19 protein-coding genes are annotated in these 20,226 nt (G+C 25.7%); 3 read left to right on the top strand and 16 right to left on the bottom strand.

From position 1 onward, the window contains the following. Positions 1 to 46: 46 nt before the first annotated feature. The 5 genes from rpsG to tusD form a co-directional block, all read right to left on the bottom strand. The gene (gene rpsG / locus FD727_RS02640; protein WP_159938614.1) at positions 47 to 517 is read right to left on the bottom strand and encodes a 30S ribosomal protein S7; all 471 of its coding nucleotides are present in this window, start codon (positions 515 to 517) and stop codon (positions 47 to 49) included. A gap of 95 nt (positions 518 to 612) precedes the next feature. Further along, positions 613 to 987, bottom strand: coding sequence for a 30S ribosomal protein S12 (gene rpsL, locus FD727_RS02635; RefSeq protein ID WP_159938613.1), 375 nt, complete (start codon positions 985 to 987; stop codon positions 613 to 615). Positions 988 to 1,116: 129 nt separating this feature from the next. Beyond that, entirely contained in the window at positions 1,117 to 1,404 is a 288-nt protein-coding gene (gene tusB, locus FD727_RS02630) for a sulfurtransferase complex subunit TusB (RefSeq protein WP_159938612.1), read from the bottom strand. A gap of 9 nt (positions 1,405 to 1,413) precedes the next feature. Beyond that, the gene (tusC, locus tag FD727_RS02625) at positions 1,414 to 1,779 is read right to left on the bottom strand and encodes a sulfurtransferase complex subunit TusC (protein WP_159938611.1); all 366 of its coding nucleotides are present in this window, start codon (positions 1,777 to 1,779) and stop codon (positions 1,414 to 1,416) included. After that, the gene (gene tusD / locus FD727_RS02620; RefSeq protein ID WP_159938610.1) at positions 1,779 to 2,171 is read right to left on the bottom strand and encodes a sulfurtransferase complex subunit TusD; all 393 of its coding nucleotides are present in this window, start codon (positions 2,169 to 2,171) and stop codon (positions 1,779 to 1,781) included. Before tusD ends, tusC begins: the two co-directional genes overlap by 1 nt. 1,585 nt (positions 2,172 to 3,756) lie before the next feature. On the opposite strand from tusD, the gene crp reads away from it, so the two are divergent. After that, on the top strand, positions 3,757 to 4,389 hold the full coding sequence (gene crp, locus FD727_RS02615; RefSeq protein ID WP_159938609.1) for a cAMP-activated global transcriptional regulator CRP: 633 nt from the start codon (positions 3,757 to 3,759) through the stop codon (positions 4,387 to 4,389). 512 nt (positions 4,390 to 4,901) lie between these two features. Here the strand turns inward: crp and trpS are convergent. The 6 genes from trpS to nudE form a co-directional block, all read right to left on the bottom strand. Beyond that, entirely contained in the window at positions 4,902 to 5,900 is a 999-nt protein-coding gene (trpS, locus tag FD727_RS02610) for a tryptophan--tRNA ligase (protein WP_159938608.1), read from the bottom strand. Positions 5,901 to 6,248: 348 nt separating this feature from the next. After that, complete coding sequence (gene rpe, locus FD727_RS02605; RefSeq protein WP_159938607.1) at positions 6,249 to 6,926, bottom strand: ribulose-phosphate 3-epimerase; 678 nt, start codon at positions 6,924 to 6,926, stop codon at positions 6,249 to 6,251. Between the two features lie 61 nt (positions 6,927 to 6,987). Further along, positions 6,988 to 7,803: an adenine-specific DNA-methyltransferase gene (gene dam, locus FD727_RS02600; RefSeq protein WP_159938606.1), complete on the bottom strand. Its 816-nt coding sequence runs from the start codon at positions 7,801 to 7,803 to the stop codon at positions 6,988 to 6,990. Positions 7,804 to 8,221: 418 nt separating this feature from the next. Next, positions 8,222 to 9,295 (bottom strand): 3-dehydroquinate synthase, encoded by a 1,074-nt coding sequence (gene aroB / locus FD727_RS02595; protein ID WP_159938654.1) that lies wholly within the window; start codon positions 9,293 to 9,295, stop codon positions 8,222 to 8,224. A gap of 28 nt (positions 9,296 to 9,323) precedes the next feature. Further along, complete coding sequence (gene aroK / locus FD727_RS02590; protein ID WP_159938605.1) at positions 9,324 to 9,857, bottom strand: shikimate kinase AroK; 534 nt, start codon at positions 9,855 to 9,857, stop codon at positions 9,324 to 9,326. A gap of 955 nt (positions 9,858 to 10,812) precedes the next feature. Continuing rightward, positions 10,813 to 11,382 (bottom strand): ADP compounds hydrolase NudE, encoded by a 570-nt coding sequence (gene nudE, locus FD727_RS02585; RefSeq protein WP_159938604.1) that lies wholly within the window; start codon positions 11,380 to 11,382, stop codon positions 10,813 to 10,815. 1,127 nt (positions 11,383 to 12,509) lie between these two features. Here nudE and pckA point away from each other — a divergent pair. Then, entirely contained in the window at positions 12,510 to 14,147 is a 1,638-nt protein-coding gene (pckA, locus tag FD727_RS02580) for a phosphoenolpyruvate carboxykinase (ATP) (protein ID WP_159938603.1), read from the top strand. Positions 14,148 to 14,663: 516 nt separating this feature from the next. On the opposite strand, the gene bioH is transcribed toward pckA, so the two are convergent. Beyond that, entirely contained in the window at positions 14,664 to 15,449 is a 786-nt protein-coding gene (gene bioH, locus FD727_RS02575; protein ID WP_159938602.1) for a pimeloyl-ACP methyl ester esterase BioH, read from the bottom strand. 197 nt (positions 15,450 to 15,646) lie between these two features. Here bioH and nfuA point away from each other — a divergent pair, with 197 nt between their 5' ends. Next, complete coding sequence (nfuA, locus tag FD727_RS02570) at positions 15,647 to 16,225, top strand: Fe-S biogenesis protein NfuA (RefSeq protein WP_159938601.1); 579 nt, start codon at positions 15,647 to 15,649, stop codon at positions 16,223 to 16,225. A gap of 634 nt (positions 16,226 to 16,859) precedes the next feature. Here the strand turns inward: nfuA and ilvC are convergent. The 4 genes from ilvC to FD727_RS04170 all read right to left on the bottom strand — a co-directional run bounded on the left by ilvC (position 16,860) and on the right by FD727_RS04170 (position 20,225). Next, positions 16,860 to 18,335, bottom strand: a complete 1,476-nt coding sequence (gene ilvC / locus FD727_RS02565) for a ketol-acid reductoisomerase (protein ID WP_159938600.1) — start codon at positions 18,333 to 18,335, stop codon at positions 16,860 to 16,862. 726 nt (positions 18,336 to 19,061) lie between these two features. Next, complete coding sequence (locus FD727_RS04180) at positions 19,062 to 19,433, bottom strand: hypothetical protein (RefSeq protein ID WP_370515965.1); 372 nt, start codon at positions 19,431 to 19,433, stop codon at positions 19,062 to 19,064. A 48-nt stretch (positions 19,434 to 19,481) separates the two neighbouring features. Further along, positions 19,482 to 19,607 (bottom strand): hypothetical protein, encoded by a 126-nt coding sequence (locus FD727_RS04175; protein ID WP_370515964.1) that lies wholly within the window; start codon positions 19,605 to 19,607, stop codon positions 19,482 to 19,484. A 447-nt stretch (positions 19,608 to 20,054) separates the two neighbouring features. After that, positions 20,055 to 20,225, bottom strand: a complete 171-nt coding sequence (locus tag FD727_RS04170) for a hypothetical protein (RefSeq protein ID WP_370515963.1) — start codon at positions 20,223 to 20,225, stop codon at positions 20,055 to 20,057. Position 20,226 lies beyond the last annotated feature (1 nt).

The raw sequence follows: 20,226 nt of genomic DNA, 5'->3' as shown, positions 1-20,226 counted from the left end.
GCAGAGATAATTATTAATGTTTATGAAAATTTATCGCTAATAGCTGTTACCAGCGATAATGTGCAAATGCTTTATTAGCTTCTGCCATACGATGAACTTCTTCACGTTTTTTAACTGCAGAACCTTTGTTTTCTGAGGCTTCAATTAACTCATTTGCTAAACGTAAAAACATAGATTTATCAGTACGTTTACGTGCTGATTCTACTATCCAACGCATTGCTAATGCATTACGACGCACTGGACGAACCTCAACTGGAACCTGATAAGTAGAACCACCAACGCGACGTGATTTAACTTCAACAGTAGGGCGTACATTCTCTAGAGAAATTTCAAAAGCTTCTAATTCTTTTTTATTAGAACGTTGAGCTAAAATCTCAAGAGCATTATAAACTATTGATTCAGAAATAGATTTCTTGCCATCAACCATTAATATATTTATAAATTTAGCCAATAATTCTGATCCAAATTTAGGATCAGGTAAAATTTTACGTTGACCAATAATACGACGACGTGGCATTAGGAAAACTCCGTTGTTCAATCAACAATTACTAAAATATATGTTTTTATTTTAAATTGTATTTAGAATACAAGCTTTATCAAATAATCATTTAATTAAGTTTTTAATTTCTTTACACCATATTTAGAACGTCCTTGTTTACGATCTTTTACGCCAGAACAGTCTAATGCACCACGAACAGTATGATATCTTACTCCCGGTAAATCTTTAACACGTCCTCCACGAATAAGAATTACAGAATGTTCTTGTAAATTATGACCTTCACCACCTATATAAGAAGTAACTTCGAAACCATTAGTTAAACGCACCCGGCATACTTTACGTAAAGCTGAATTTGGTTTTTTGGGAGTAGTAGTATAGACACGAGTACAAACACCACGTTTTTGTGGACAACCTGCTAGGGCAGGTACATTACTTTTCATAATTTTTCTTACACGAGGTTTTCTAACCAGTTGGTTAACTGTTGCCATTAAATAGCTCCTAGATTGTCTTATCATTTATAAAAACACAGCAAGTCCCTTCATATTGCAACTGGATTTATAGAATTTTAGGACTGTGTCGATTAGAGTGTCAAGCAGGAAATTAATAAGATCTATGAATTACCATGCAACTTGTTGTTGATTTTTTATAGTCAATTCGACAAAACCTGCATAGTTTAATAATAGTACTTGAGATGAAATTTGTGTAACTAGGCCGCGTGCAATTACGTCTTCTTCTAGAATCCATAAATTTGCTAAAGTAGTATTTAACTTTAAATACATTTGACTATTTTTTAAAGCTGCTGTGACACCATCCTGTAACAGTAATAAATCATCACCTTCTTGTAAAAGCAATATTAAGCTATCAAAGTCGCATTGCCAAGGAGAATGAAATAATGTATAAAACATAATATTTTCTCAGAAGCGAATAATATGATTATATGTTTTGAGTTTTTGATAGAAATTATCCGATCTCAATATGACAGCAGACAAAATACGTTCATCAGTCATATTTTGGCCACGCATTTGCAATGATTCTTTACATATAAAAATTTGATTAATCTGACACAATTCTAAAACAGCAAAAGTTGTAATATAATTACGTGCTAAAATTTTTTCTGGTTTTTGATTACAATTCAGTTGTAAAATACCATCCCCAATGAAAAATAAACCTATATTTTTATTAAATACACCAGATGCTGCTAATACAGCATCTAATCCTTCTCTACCAGAACTATTACCATGAGGTACTTGAGTAAATAAAAATGCCAGTGTATTTTTCATTAAAATTGAATTAAACGTTCAGAATTTAATATTGCTTTTGCTAAAGTTCTTAAACCAGTCATTTTAAAACTTGAATATAAATTATTACTTATTAATTTGAAATCTATATCCTTATTATCATCAATATTCATCATCCCTCTTCGTAATGCTGATGCTATACAAATATTTAACGTTACTCCATATTGTAAATATAATTCTTGCCATGCACGTACCATATCAAATTCATCACTAACTGGTACATTTAATTGATTAGCATTTAAAACTCCTTCACGATAAAAGAAAATGCTTTTCAATTCATGTTCAGTTTCTAGCAAAGCTCTAGCAAATAATAATGCACTGCTAGCATGTTGTGTTCCATATGCTGGACCAGTAACTAATAAAGTATATTTCATTATCCTTTATGTTTCTAAACATACCTATTAATTCATCAGTTATATCTTAGTTAATAATCGTTAAAGATAGCATATTAGTTATCAATAATCTAATATTAATAATAATTACATGTATTTTAAATGTTCATACTTATCATTTAAAGGATTATTTTATTTATTTAATTCAATAAATTATTTCAAAAAATTAAAAATACTCATAAAGTATTAAATATATTTATTTTTAATACATAAAATTTAATACGCAAGAATATCAAACTAATTAAATTTATTTATTATGATTTATCTATAATTTTGACATACATTCTAATGAGATATGATCTTCATCATAATTAATTATAGTTTTCCTTATAAAAAAAATGAAATATGATATGTAAAGTACATATTTATTATTTTTGATATTAGCCAATGCTAAAATTCACTAGTTATAAAAAGTATCAATATCAATACTGATTTTAATTAAATAGTAATATTATAAATTTAAATTATTAATTTTAAATAAATTAATAATTTGTATAATAAATATTGATTATATAAATATTCAATATCATTATTGGTCAATTTATATAACATATGTTAATAATGTTATCTATAATCTAATGATATATAATGAAATATATCTAAAAACTGCTATATTAATTTAATTTATAAAATTAAATTAATAATAATAAATTTTATTATATGTTTTTAAAAATAATTTATTGCATTGATTTATTTACTCCTTTATCTAAAAGAATAAATACTAATATTATTAATTCTAGAGGTATATCATTTTCTTTCAATGGAAAGCCACCAGCGATCATATCAAAAATTAACTATTTATGATATAGTTAATTTTTACTTTATTCAAACAATAGATAATTTAAATTCATGCTTTAACTATATTTTTTGAAATAATTATTTTATTTTTTAATATTATTAAAAAATTTTATATCTATTATTCTCTATTCCAAAAAAGATATTTAATATTAGATATATATATTACTTTAATATTTATAAATATTAAAATATGATTTTTAATCAATCTGGTTATATAATATAGCTTCTAACAATATTATATATTAAACTCAACCATGCTAAATGAGCATTAAACATAATAATCTATATGTCAATAAAAATTATTTATTAGATCAGGATAAATATATAAATAATTGATTAGTTTATGTTTATAATTTTAAATACATGAATTATGATCAAATCTTGATTATATACGATATAACATAGTATTACAATTTTGATTATATACTAGTTATAGTAATCTTTAATTGTTAAGATTATCATAATAATAACCTTATCCATAACTAGCTTCATAAAAATGTTCGATTTTTCTTTGAATATATTGAAATACAATCAAAATGATATAAAGATAAATTTAAATAATTTAAAGAAAACAATAAAAATATTTTGCAAAAACTAAGTTACAACATAATATTGAACATATTTTTTTAAATAAGTAAATACAGTAGAAATATACTAGCAACTCAAGATATTTTTTAAAAATATCTTGATAAATTTAATATATTATGAAGAAATCTACTTATATTTTGTATGAATTATTTTTTTTTATTATTATAAAAGGTAAGAGCGCATGGTTCTTGATAAGCCACAAATAAATCCTACACTTGAATGGTTTTTATCTCATTGTAAAACACAGAGATTTTTATCTAAAAGTATATTAATACATGAAGGTGAAAAAGCAGAAAAATTATACTACCTCATAAAAGGTACAGTTGTAGTCCTAATTAAAAATGAAAATGGTAAGGAAATAATTCTTTCTTATCTCAATTCTGGAGATTTTATTGGTGAACTTGGTTTTTTTGAAGAAAGACAAGAACGTAGTGCATGGGTACGTACAAAAACATCTTGTGATATAGCAGAAATTTCTTATAAAAAATTTCGCCAATTAATTCAAATAAACCAAGATATTTTAATAAACTTATCGACACAGATGGCTAGGCGTTTAAAAATAACATCAGAAAAAGTTGGCAACTTAGCCTTTCTTGATGTTAATAGAAGAATTTCGCAAACTTTACTCAGTTTAACCAAGCAACCAGATGCAATAACTCATCCAGATGGGATGCAAATTAAAATAACCCGTCAAGAGATTGGTCAAATCGTTGGTTGTTCTCGAGAAACAGTAGGTCGCATTTTAAAAAATTTAGAAGTCCAAAACTTAATATCTGCTCGTGGTAAAACTATTGTTGTATATGGTACACGTTAATTATACAATTAATGACTAATTATATCATATAATTATATTATATTGATAATCTTAAAAGATTTTTATCTTGGATAGTATCCATTAATATGGTATATATAATAATTATTAGCAAAATACAATTGAATTGTATTTTACATGTATATGTATTTGTATAAATTTAAAAGCTTATTTTATATTCAATATGTAAAAGCTGTATCAGTTATCATAATTTAATTATATATTTAATATATTATTAAAATAATAAATATTTTATAATTTTTAGCATACTAAAATTAGTTAAAAACATTAATGTATAATACTAATAAATTATAATTATTTAGTTATTAATAAATTTAATTGATATTAAGATGAAATAATTATAAATAAGTTAACATATATATTAATAGTAATAGTTGTATTTTTAAATAAAAATATTATTCTAGAATTATTACTTAATATATAGAATAATTCTAATAAAATCAATAAATTAATATTGAACTTTAAAAATTATGATTTAAATTAATTCATTTTAATTAAGTTACAAATCCTATAGCATTATACACTTTGTCAAGTGTATCTTTAGATTGTACGTATGCTTTTGCTGCTCCCTCACGTATCACCTGATTAAGAAAGTTTTCGTCGCTGCGAAAAAAATAATAACGTTTTTGTATTTCTATTAAAATAGCAGAAATTTCATCAGCAACAGCATTTTTTAAATCCTTATACATTCTACCTTCAAATTCTTTTTCTAGTTGTACAATGCTTTTATTAGAAAGAGCAGAAAGAATATTTAATAAATTAGACACACCTGCTTTTTTTTTAAGATCATATCGGATTATTGGGGGATTATCTGAATCGGTTACTGCTTGATGGATTCTCTTAATAGCAATGTTAGTATTTTCAAGTAATCTAATTACATTATTTCGATTAGAGTCAGATTTTGACATCTTCTTAATAGGATTACATAATGACATTACGCGTGCTCCAGAATTTGCAATGAATGCTTCTGGAATTTTCAAGATATTACCATATATAGCATTAAATCGCTTAGCTATATTACGACTTAGTTCTAAATGTTGTTTTTGATCTTCCCCAATAGGAACTTTATTGGCTTGATATAATAAAATATCTGCTGCCATAAGTACAGGATAACTGAATAAACCATTGTTAATATTTTGTTTATAACTTATAATTTTTTCTTTAAATTGTGTCATTCGTCTTAATTCACCAAAATAAGTAAAACAATTTAATATCCAACTTAATTGAGTATGAGAAGGAACATGTGATTGAATAAAAACAATACTTTTATTAGGATCTAGACCACATGCAAGATATAATGCAAGATTATCGAACGTAACTTTACGTAAGGTAATTGGATCTTGACGCACGGTGATAGCATGTAAATCCACGAGACAATAAATACATTGAAAATCATCCTGCATTTGTACCCAATGACGTAATGCTCCTATATAGTTACCAATAGTAATATCCCCAGATGGTTGTGTTGCGCTAAAAACTATCGATTTATCCATATTTTTCCAGAAATTCAAATTTAAATAAAATTTATTTAAAAAAAAATATATAACTGATTAAAAAATCACTATATCATTTATCCTATGCTACTATGTATATACTTATACGAGCATATAACATTATTGTTTATTATGTTAATTTAACAATAGGTATTATTGCTATTATTGAAGTTCGAATAATTCATTCAACCATTATTATATGTAAGATTATATATAAATATTACAACCTTTAATAAAGGATATGCTATAAAATCATAATAACTTTACTGGATTGATAAATCTAAATATTTTAGTATGCAATATTAAAATATTTAATCTAAATTATTTATCAGTCACAACATAGCTAAATTAGCTATGAACTTTTTCTAACTCATTAGATATAAGATAAATAATTTTTTTATAATCTGGATAAGAAAAAATACCTGAACCAATCACAAATATATCTGCACCTGCTAATGCAATCTGATAGATGTTATCTATCTTTATACCTCCATCTACTTCTAATAATATATTATAACCCGTTTCATCAATTAATCGTCGCACTTGACTTAATTTATCAAGAGTTTTATAAATAAAATTTTGACCACTAAACCCAGGATTAACTGACATTAATAATATCAAATCTAATTTATCCATTACATAACTAAGATAGTTAATTGGAGTTGCTGGATTTAATGCTAATCCAGTTTTACAACCATTTTTTTTTATTAATTCTAATGTACGATCAATATGTTCACTAGCTTCTACATGAAAAGTAATGAAATCAGCACCGGCTTTAATAAAATCATAAATTAAAGAATCACTCACTGGTTTAATCATTAGATGTACATCAATAGGAGCTATAATACCATATGTACGTAACGCTTTCAGCACAATAGGTCCTACTGTTAAATTAGGTACATAATGGTTATCCATTACATCAAAATGAATGATATCACCGCCCGCTTCTAATACTTTAACTGTTTCTTCTCCTAAGCGAGCAAAATCTGCAGCCAGAATTGAAGGAGCTAAAAAAAATTGTTTCATTTTGATCTCTCAATTTTATTTCTAACCTAATTTCCTATCATTAAGTTTTTAATGAACTAATTTAATTAAAAATAGCTAATAGTTCATTAACTTTAGTTCGACTATTGATGTTTCGACTAATAGTTCTTCTAACTTTAATTACATATAAATTAGCTTTTTGATACCATTGCCGTGTTAATGATGTATCATTATTAGAAATCAAAACTGGTATACAATTATCTTTTGATAATTTAATAGCTAGATTAGCTAGATTTATTTGTTCAATCGAAGTAAAATTTTTTTTATAATAAGTAGTAAAATTTGCTGTCGTAGACAATGGAGAATATGGAGGATCACAATATACAACAGAACCGCTGTGAGCGTTGTTATTTAAAGTATTTTCATAAGATTCGCAAACAAAAGTGGCTTTTTGTGCTCGTTCCGCAAACAATAATAATTCGTATTCCGGAAAATATGGTTTATAATATCGACCAAAAGGTACATTGAATTCACCGCGAAGATTATAACGACATAGACCATTATAACCATGACGATTAAGATAAAGAAATAGTACTGAGCGTTGATATATATCTTTGCTAGTATTAAAGATCATACGATATGTATAATAATTTTCAGCTCTATTAGAATTAGAATTGAATAATTGCTTAGCATCCTTAATAAATTCTGTCGTGTGTGTCTTGACAATGTTAAAAAGATTAATGAGATCTTTATTAATATCTGCTAAGTAATAACTTTCATAATCAGTATTTAGAAATATTGAACCAGCACCAACAAATGGCTCAACCAAACATCTACCTGTAGGTAAATGATTACATATATCATTAATTAATAAATGTTTACCTCCAGCCCATTTCAAAAAAGCACGTTTCTTTTTCATCTATTATATTCAGTAAATAGTATTGTCAATGTTAATAAGAACCAATAAGTTATATTTTATATATAGAAAATAAATTTTTATGTTTCATAAATCTAAAAATATTATCTTTATTATATATAACTTAAAGATTTTAATATATGTTAATTATTAGTAAATAACTCATTACATTATACATTCTTTAACTTTAAATAAAATGCTCAATTTTTAATATATTTATAATCAATATAGATGTTTTTAATTTTGTAAAATTATAAAAATCATTATAATTTAAAATTAAATTAATAACTTTATTAAAAGTTAACATATCTAATAACATATATATCTATATATATTAGATATTAAATATTTAGTATTTATATTAACAAATATGAATTTACATTGATACTATCGGCTTTTTATTAATATTATTAAATTGTTATCAACAAATTGCGGCTCTTACTATATTAAGAGGCACATCTGTACATATTTCAGAATGACCAATCATAAGAGGTATAACTAATCGTAATTTACCTTGTACTACTTTTTTATCACGCATCATGTATTCTAGATATCTTTCTGCACTCATATTCTTGGGTCCACATACAGGTAACCCTGCACGTTGTAATAATTTAATAATACGTTTAGTATTACTTGAAGAAAATTGACCAAGATATTCAGCAACACGCGCTGCCATTACCATTCCTGCAGCTACTGCTTCGCCATGCAACCAATTCCCATATCCCATATATGCTTCGATGGCATGACCAAAAGTATGACCTAAATTAAGTAAACTACGTATACCATATTCATATTCATCAGCTATGACTAATTTTACTTTTAATTCACAACATCGACGTATACAATAGGCAATAACTTTACTATTTAATGATAAAATTAAATCAATATTTAGCTCTAACCATTCAAAAAATTCAGCATCAAGAATAATACCATATTTAATTACTTCCGCTAAGCCCGATACTAACTCACGCAAAGGTAAAGTAAACAAACAATCAGTATCTACCACTACAGATTGAGGTTGATAAAAAGAACCAATCATATTTTTACCAAGGGAATGATTAACAGAGGTTTTACCTCCTACCGAAGCATCAACTTGAGATAATAACGTAGTAGGGACCTGGATAAAACGTACTCCACGCTGATAACTAGCAGCAGCAAATCCAGTTAAATCACCAATAACTCCCCCACCTAATGCAATAAGTGTAGTATCACGACCATATAATCTTTCTAATAACGCAGTAAAAATTTTATTCATAATGAATAAAGTTTTATATTGTTCACCGTCTGGTAAAATTATTTTATCTACTATTATTCCAGCACTTTCAAGTAACGTTGATAATACTTTCAAATAGAGAGGAGCTACTGTTTGATTAGTTACTAACATTGCACTATCACCTTTTTTCAACGGCCAAAAAGAAGATGAGCTTTTGAAAAGTCCACTAGCAATATTAATTGAATAACTCCGTTTATCTAATGAAACGTTAATTTTCTCTATGATATCCATACCTATTAATTTTAAATCCTCAAAGTTTGAGATTATCTTGTTCTAAAAGAAAAATAATCTGATTAGCTACAACTTTTGCACTTTGGTTATCAGTACGAATACTAATATCAGCTATTTCTTGGTAAAGCGGATTACGATCATTTGCTAATTCTTCTAAAACTTCACGTTGAAGAGAGTTGACTTGTAGTAACGGTCGTTTTTTATCACGCTGTGTACGAATAAGTTGTTTTTCAATAGTAGTTTCAAGATAAACTACTACTCCACGGGAAGAAAGACGATTACGAGTTTTTCTAGATTTAATAGAACCTCCACCTGTAGCTAATACAATTCCTTGCTTTTCAGTTAGCTCGTTAATAATTTTTTCTTCACGCGCACGAAAGCCTACTTCTCCTTCCACATCAAATACCCAACTTATATCTGCTCCAGTACGTCGTTCAATTTCATGATCAGAATCGAAAAATTCCATACTAAGTTGATGCGCTAACTGACGACCAATAGTACTTTTACCTGCGCCCATTGGTCCAACCAGGAAGATATTACGTTTCTCTGCCATTTTGTCACTATTATTACTAATTTGTTGAGATAGAACCCCGCATTTTTTAAAATCTTACTAGCGGGCCAGAAACTAAGGTCTCATGAGAAATAAGGAAAGTGAGCAATAAATTTTATTAGTATGTAATGGTACGTCACGACCGAACAATTATCCTTTTTTTAAAAATCCATTTATAAATCTTTAATACATATTATATTTACACTTTATTTTCTTTGAAACCAATTTATTTAGTTAAATATATACTTAATAAGTACACTTTAAATACTTTATTTTTAACGATCATAAATTTTTTATTTTTTAAATTTATAATTCATAATTTATTATAGCTTATATGTTATATACTATAAAAAACATTATTGATGTAAAATATATATTTATATTTTAAACATTTATATTAAGATTTTTATATTATATATAATATAAAATACAATGGCTCATCTAATACTTTGCATAAGCATAATTTTATATTAACAAAATTAACAATGGAAGAAAACTCGAAAACAATTTATTACTATTTTATACTAATTTTTTAATATTTTAGAATCCAGTCATGTATTGGTTACACTTACTATATTGTACAGTATAATTAAAAGCAATAAATAAATAGACGATTAATAACAATATTTTGCCATGTATATAATCAATATACTATTAGTATATTGATTAATAGTATTTATCAACGACTAATTAAATATACATATTATTTCTAATATTTAATAAAATATCTTTATTTGAACTAATTTAAAAAAACATTATAATTTTTAGATAAAATTATGCAAATATACGAATATCATAATTTCTATTTATTACACTATGTATATGTTAGATATCATTATTGATTAATATGAATTTAAATTAGTTGCTAGTTTGTTATTAAACATCAATTTATTACTAAGATATTATTATTAACTAATAAACTCTAAAATATAATTTTTATTATTCTTATTCATTATTATTAATAAGTTAATCTTCCTTGCTTTACTAACCATTCTCTTACCATAAATAAAGCACTGACATTTCGTGCATCGCGAAAATTTGGTTCATCTAATAAAGATAAAAGATTATCAAGTGGCCATTTTTGTATAATGAGTGGTTCTGGTTCATCACCTTCTAATTTTTCTCTATACAATTCTTCTGCTATAAGAATATGCATTTCACTAGAAAAGTAAGATGGTGCCATAGTTAATTGTCCGAGTGTTTGAATTTTTTTTGAACCAAATCCTACTTCTTCTTTAAGCTCACGATTTGCGGCTTCATATGTATCTTCACCTGATTCAATTAATCCTTTAGGAAAACTTAATACATAATTTTCTAAAGCAACTGCATATTCTTGGATTAAAAGTATATCAGTATCATCAAGTATTGCTACAATCATTACTGATTCTCGTTTGAAAGATTTCATACGTTCATAAATACGCCGTACACCATTAGGAAAAGTAAGTTCCACTGCTTCAATGGTAAATAATCTAGATTGAGCTACTGATTGAACTTTAATGATTTTGGGTTTTTTAATTAAATTATTCATATAAATCTTAAAATTATCATATTATTTGTGCAATAAGATGATATCTGATATATATCAATTAATATTGATCTGATCAATATTAATTAAATATATTTTTATCAACTATTTCATATAATGAAGATATGTATATAACAATAAATTATATGAATTTAACACAATAAGATTTTATCTTTATAAGATTAAAGTTAATTAACTTAACATTCATAATGTTAATTGTATTTTATAGAACATATTATGTACTATATAAACATAATTATAGTAATAAAATTTTACAACGTAAGTAATTAGCATAATTAGTAAACATATTAGAAATTACTTTTCTGTAATAAAATATTGCATATTATTTATATAATAATTTACTTAACTTTTAATGATTGTATAAGAATAAAAATTCTTATGTTTTATATTACTTAATTATTTATTTGATAATAAATAATTATTTTTAAAAATTTTACTCATCAATTTTAATAATTTATTTATCAGTTAAAATATTTAATTTTATCTATTTAATGACAATATTTGAATTGAAATATTATTTCAATAATCGATTTGATATAGCACTATATTATAGTCATATACTAAACTGAATAATTTATCTTAATTAAAAAAATTAGATATATTTTTATAGTACTAACTAATAAAATACATAAATATTTTTATAAATAAAAATAATATATTATTGTTATTTAAACAACTATAATCAAAATTATATTATTGATAATATCAAATGTTATTAGAAATAATGCTTTTAGAGGATTGGCGGGTTCAATGATATTCATTTATTCAAGAAATTTAAATAAAATGCATAGTTTATCTATTAAAAATATTATAAATTAGGTATTTTAGTTTATATATAGGATATGCATATTAGTTAGTAAATTTCTTATAAAAAAATCATTTCTTAAGTCAAAACTAATTAATTATTCATTAGTATTTTAAATGAATATATTTTCTTTGATTATCTTTCATGTAGCATTTTGCCTTACAATATTTTACTAGTTTATAACAGATAGTAAACTATAAGAATATATTTTATACATAAATTATATTCTATTTATTATAAGTCATAATAAATACTGAAAAAATTAATAACTATACAGCACAAATATCGAGCAAGGAATATTCAAATGTGTGTTAACAACCTAATATGGAAAGAACTTAACACTATAGGTATTATTAATACTACAGAAATATTATATAATCCTGATTATGACACTTTATTTAAAGAAGAAATTAAACCAGGTTTAAAAGGATATGAGCGAGGGATTATAACAAAAAGCGGAGCAATAGCGGTAGATACCGGTATTTTTACTGGACGTTCTCCCAGAGATAGATATATTGTACATGATGTAAATACACGCGATATGCTATGGTGGAATAATACAAATAATATAAAAAATGATAATCAATCATTATCGCAAAAAACTTGGGAATATCTAAAAAAACTTTGTATAAAACAGCTTTCAGATAAACGTTTATTTATTATAGATGCTTTTTGTGGTTCTAGTCCTGATAATCGTTTACGAGTTCGTTTTATCATGGAAGTTGCATGGCAAGCACATTTTGTAAAGAATATGTTCATTCGTCCTAATAGACATGAATTAACTAACTTTAAACCAGATTTTATAGTATTAAATGCTTCAAAGTGTATAAATCCACACTGGAAGGAACAAGGTTTACATTCCGAAAATTTTATTGCTTTCAATCTAACTGAACATATGCAACTTATTGGCGGAACTTGGTATGGTGGTGAAATGAAAAAAGGTTTATTTTCAGTTATGAATTATTTACTTCCTCCAAAAAATATTGCTTCAATGCATTGCTCAGCAAATATGGGTAAAATGAATGATGTAGCAGTATTTTTCGGTTTATCCGGTACTGGAAAAACTACACTTTCCACAGATCCACAGCGTCAACTGATTGGAGATGATGAACATGGTTGGGATGATAATGGAATATTTAATTTTGAAGGAGGTTGTTATGCTAAGACTATTAATTTAGTTGAAAATACAGAACCAGAAATTTATAGAGCCATTCGTCGTAATGCATTATTAGAAAATGTTGTAGTAAATATAGATGGTTGTATTGATTATAGCGATAATAGTAAAACTGAAAATACTCGTGTATCTTATCCAATTGATCATATTGATAATATCGTACGACCCGTTTCCAGAGCTGGTCATGCTAAAAGAGTAATATTTCTTACTGCCGATGCTTTTGGTGTATTACCTCCAGTCTCATGTTTAACATCTGAACAAATTCAATATTATTTTTTGTCTGGATTTACTTCTAAAGTAGCAGGTACTGAACTAGGCATAAAACAACCAATTCCTACATTTTCTGCATGTTTTAGCGCAGCATTTCTAACATTGCATCCAATGCAATATGCAAGTGTGCTAATAAAACGTATACAAAATGCTCACGCACAAGCTTATCTTGTGAATACTGGATGGAATGGAAAGGGTAAGCGTATATCCTTAAAAGATACACGTGCTATAATCAATGCAATTCTTTCTGGTGAACTGGACAGTGTTCCAACAGAAACATTACCTATATTTAATTTAAAAATACCAAAAGAATTATCAAAAATAAATACAGCAATCCTTGACCCTAGAATCAGTTGGTCAAGTATGACTTCATGGCGATATGCTGCACAGAATTTAGGATATCGTTTCATTAGTAATTTTAAACAATATACTAATAATCATATATGTAAAACTCTCACACAATGTGGTCCACAATTGCATGGTAAAGATAGCTTATAAAATAAAATACATAATATGATAATGCAGGATATATTTTAATTAAAAAATATTAAAATATAAATATATAATATAATAAATATTATGTAATTAGCTTATAATAGTAATTTATTTAATATTAGGTATATAAATATAAATAATACTAATAAGTTATATTATATCTGAATTTATTAGAAACTCATTGTATTTATGATTAATTTAATTATTATGAATATAACTTTATCTTATATATAAATAAATATTATTTAACTTCTTAATTTAAAAAATTTAAATAATTAAAATAATTTTATATGTTTATAAATATTAAATTTAATGCTTTTTTATTAAAAGCAAATGCTATCAATTAGTTCTTATAACCTGTATATACATTTTTACTATTTCTATATGTTCGAAATATTATTTTTTATTACATTATGTAACTTCCTAAAGTTTATATTTATGTATTAACTTGATGAGATGCTTAATAGCAATGTACTATTGTAGTGATTTCGATAAATGATATAGCTGATGTAATTGTAATTAAATGTCAATTAATTTTATATAATTAATAATATTCAAACAAAATTCATCTGGATGTGAAAGAAATGGTATATGAGTAGCTTTTTGCATTACAATAGATAGAGAAGTTGGAATATCTTTGTCAAGATATGAAGCAATACAACATGGAACTATATTATCTAATGAACCATATAAACGCAAAAATGGCATTTTTAATTTAGGAAGTGCTTTACGAAAATCTATTTCACGCAGAATAGTTAAAGTAGCTTTTAGTACTACTACTGAGGGCATAGGTTTAGAAAGAACTACATTTTTTAATTGTTCTATATCAACATGGTTATTTTTAGTAAATTTATTACCCATTATCTGTAATTCTAGAAAACGTTCAATAGTACGTTGAAAATCATTACTCAATTGTTTTTGAAAGGTGTTAAGTCTATCTATTTTTATACCTGGCCAATCATCTCGAGCCGTAAAACAAGGAGAAGAGGCCACACTAATTAATGCTTTAACGTATTCAGGATAATTTAAAGCTATTTGAGTTGCAACTAATCCACCAAATGACCAACCCAGTAACAATGAATTATATGGTAAATAAGGCATAAGTTTTTTCTCTATTTCAGATAAAGTTAAAGCTTCCATTGCACGACTATGCCCAAATCCTGGTAAATCTACTAAATGCAATTTAAAATATGGACTGAGAAGAGGAATTATACTCTGCCATATGGCAGAATTTAAACCCCAACCATGTAATAATACAAGGTTATTAGGACCCTTACCAGTAATATTCCAATAAAGTGAATGCATTGCTTAAATTCCTAGAAAATAAATAATTAATTTACTATATTAGTATCTTTAGTAAAATTGTATTGTTATTTATTTAAATATCAAATATTGAAAGTAATATAATGGAATACAAAATATCTAAAATTTTGGTTTATTGTAGGAATTTATAATTAAGAGTATTATAAATTATAAAAATATAAAACTATTGAGTCATCTTCATGATAAAAATTACTGATGTAGCACAAAATCATTTTGTATCACTGTTATCAAGTAAACCTAATAACACTCAAATTCGTGTATTTGTTATTCATCCAGGAACTCCGTATGCTGAATGTGGAATTTCTTATTGTCCTCCAGATTCTGTTGAAATAACAGATACAAAGTTAAACTATAAAAATTTTTCAGTGTATGTGGATAATATTAGTATAAAATATATTAAGGATGCTGAAATTGATTTAATTACAGATCAGACAACTTCACAACTCTCATTAAAAGCACCAAATATTAGAATTTGTGAAATTTCAAAAAACACTCCTTTATCTGAACGTATAGAATATTTATTACAAGCTAAGATTAACTCACAACTTGCTGAACATGGTGGTCGTGTTTCTTTAATCAAAATTACCGACGACGGTTATGCTGTTTTACAATTCGATGGAGGTTGTAATGGTTGCTCAATGATTAATATTACTTTAAAAGGATGTATTGAAAAAGAGCTACTATTAGCTTTCCCTGAAGAACTTAAGGGAGTTAAAGATATTACTGAACATCAACATGGTGTTCATTCATATTATTAAATTTTAATATAAAATCGAATCTGTTAAGATTTGTGTATTAACGTATTAAATAAATCAGCAATGCAATATTAATTGCAATTAATTGTTAGATCATTCTCATGCTAATGATCATTCATTTATTACATATAACTAAAATAATATAAAATGATTATCATAATATCTTGATTTATTTATATAATAAATTTACTTCATATATTGATTTTGAATTTTAAATGCATTTAAATGCTATTTGCTGATAAATTCATGAACCAATAATATATATATATATATTTTATACCTTTATGACATATATAATACAATATAAAAATTTAAATATTGTTTATGTTAATCATATAATAATAATTATTAATAAACTTTAATATATTATTTAATATTTTTAATAAATAATATATTAAATATCATTTAACATAATTAAGCGTTAATTGGATCAATTTAATAATTGAATAACAAAAAATTTATTTATTTCTTTATTTATACATAGACAAATTATACCAATGAACATAGATTGATTTATTTATAAATACAATACATTGTTGTATATCAAAAGCATATAAAATAAATGTATATAATAGATGTACATATTTTATACAAGAGATATTAGCTGATTATAATAACTGTTGCTCAAACTAAATATTTAGTTACTTGATACAACAGCTTGCATTTTATACATATAATTACGTAATTTAATACCAACCAATTCTATTGGATGTTGCTGAATAAATTTATTAACATTATATAATTGCATATTATCAATTTGTACATCTATAATATGTTCTCCTAGATCGCTAGAGTTCAAGGTATTCATAAAATCTTTTAGTAAATTCATAGCGTTAAAAGCAAATAAGTAATTACCATATTCTGCCGTATCAGAAATAACTAAATTCATTTCATATAATCGCTTACGGGCTATAGTATTTGCAATTAATGGTAACTCATGTAGTGATTCATAATAAGCTGATTCTGCAGATATACCAGTATTTATCATAGTTTCAAAAGCTAACTCGACACCGGCTTTTACTATAGCTATCATTAATATGCCTTTATCATAATACTCCTGCTCTATAATATTTTTTTCATAATATGGTGCCTGTTCGAAAGCAGTTTTACGAGTTATTTTTCGCCCATGTAATAAATTTTGATCTCTATTGGCCCAATCATTCATCATTTTTTTAGAAAAATCACCAGATATAATCTCATCCATATGATTTTGAAATAGTTTAGCTAAAATAGTTTTTATTTGCTCTGATAATATATAAGCACGTAGTTTAGCTGAATTAGACAATCTATCCATCATTAAAGTAATACCACCTAATTTCAATGAACTTGTAATAACTTCCCAACCACATTGAATAAATTTAGCAGTGTATGCTGGATCGTAACCTTTATCTACTAAATGATTGAAACATAATATAGAACTTGCTTGTAATAAACCACACAAAATTGTTTGTTCTCCCATTAAATCAGATTTTACTTCTGCAATAAATGAAGATTCTAATATACCTGCGCGATCAGCACCAAGAGCAGATGCCCAAGCTTTAGCAACTAATATTCCTATTTGTTTATGATCGTTTTCTGGATGAACAGCAATTAAAGCTGGTACGCCAAAGCCACGCTTATATTCTTCACGTAATTGAGTACCTGGACACTTTGGAGCAACCATTACTACAGTAATATCTTTTCTAATAATTTCACCTACTTCAACGATATTAAAACCATGGGAATAACCCAATATAGCATTATTGTGCATTAATGGTTGAATAGTCTGTATTACAGCTGAATGTTGTTTATCTGGGGTTAAGTTGATAACTAAATCAGCATTTGGAATTAAATTTTCATAAGTATCTACTTTAAAACCATGAGCATTTGCTTTACAAAAAGAAATACTTTTCTGAATGATAGAATCATTACGTAGAGCATACGATACATCAAGACCGGAATCACGCATATTTAATCCTTGATTAAAACCTTGAGCACCACATCCAATTATAACAATTTTCTTTCCTTTTAAAAAAGTAATATTATCAGTAAATTCATCCCGTGACATGAAACGACATTTACTCAGTTGCATTAGCTTATTACGAAAATTTAATTGATTAAAATAATTAATCATATTTACTCCAAGTCTATACACAGTATATAACTGGTATTCATTTAATGACAATTTAACATTATAAATATATAACATTAAATGTTTATCTGTTTACTTGAAAAGTAAATTTAATAGGTCTTTTGGCTATATATAATATTTTATTTTCATAGAATAAAATATTGTTATATATAAAAAAAATAGAACACCTGTACAATTTTAGAACCTAACAAATTTATAAAAACTAAAGTTTTTTCTTAAAATTACTATGTAGATTGCATAAATTTACATATGCCTATTAATAAGTTAATAGTTAATATTTATTAATACAAGCTAATTTTGCCAGACTTATTATAACCAGTAATAAGTAATGGTAGTTAATAACTAATATTTAATTTTCTCTACAAAGAAAGCAATTAAATGATGAATTATTATCTTCATCATTCCGTTCATAACCTAATGTATTGAGATAATCTTCAAAATAAGTTTTATAGATGTTTATTCAAAAGCTGATAATACCGATCGTAGTCACTTCCATGGCTAAGATAATAAAATAAGGAAATATTCTAGTATGTTACAAATATTTGTAAAATTTTAATAATGCTTAAGAAGATTCTGCAAATTCAATGCTAACAAGACAATCATTTAATCGTTTTTAAGGTAATCCTCTAATAATATAACGTACATGTAACTTTGTGATTTCATCATTTGATAAATTTATCTCTATATAATCACTATGTTTTAATTCATTTATGATGGAATTACGTTCCTCTGGTGATCATGTGTTAAATGCATTCCAAGTAAAATATAAGCTTTTTTAGAATTAAAGTAACGAGAATTAAATTCTGTTATGATGCGCCTGTGTATTATTTGACAGAATTGCAGAAAACTTCTCGGGTTATCTGGAATAATTACCGCAATCCATGATTGAAGTTTTTTAACAGCTCTGCAATATTCAGATACATAACGCAAGTCATGAAAATTCAAATTCACACCAAATAGTATATGTGCTAATCTTTCTTCCATAATTTTATGATGAGGGGTATATTTTTTCATGCTCGCTAATGCTAAAGCACCAATAGGTGCTGCTACTGCTCTGATATTTTCAAATGAATCTTTCATAGCTAAGCAAATAGCACTATTATTATCTATAGTAATAATATCGTTAAGCTAACGTTGGCATAAACGAAATGTTTCAATATTAATATGCTTTACAGCAACACCTTTATCAAATAAACTTACAAGTGCTAAATCGACCAGTTTTCCAGCTTTAAATACTGCTTTTAGGTAAGCCAAGCTGAATCTTCAGTTTTAACTCAAATAATTTTAATTTACGGCATTAACTGTTTCATTAATACTCATACTCCAGTAGCTAAATCACCACATTCAACTGGTAGAAATACACGATCTAAATGTGCAACCATAGTCAACTATTACTGCTTCATTCTCCAAGGCTAAAATAAAATTAAAACCTTTTTAGCTAATTCTATTGCTTTGATTTTTGCTTTATCAAAATTATTTCCATATCAATAAACTTATCCACCAAAACTTTTACTGCATCCATTTTAATTTCACTTGCGGATATTGGCATTGCAAATAATAATTTAATTTGTAATTTACTACCTCAAAATATTACATCCTGAGCATAATTTCCAGCTAAAGGACTATATACCATGTCTGTTTTGTTCTTTAGTTAATACAGCAATGACTGGCATAACCTTTAAGTAGTTTAAAAGTATTATCTTACTGATAATCCTCACGCTTTACAAAAATATTATTTTCAAAACCATAGAAATTTTTGCATTTTTGTAAAGATGTAATTTGTATAACTTCATATACTGGTAAACGTAATACTGTACATAAATATTTTGCGGCATCAAGTTTTTCAGAAAATAATTGTGTTTGATGATACATA

It is taken from the genome of Pantoea sp. Mhis, assembly GCF_009830015.1.
This window is presented reverse-complemented; position numbering and strand designations above follow the sequence as displayed.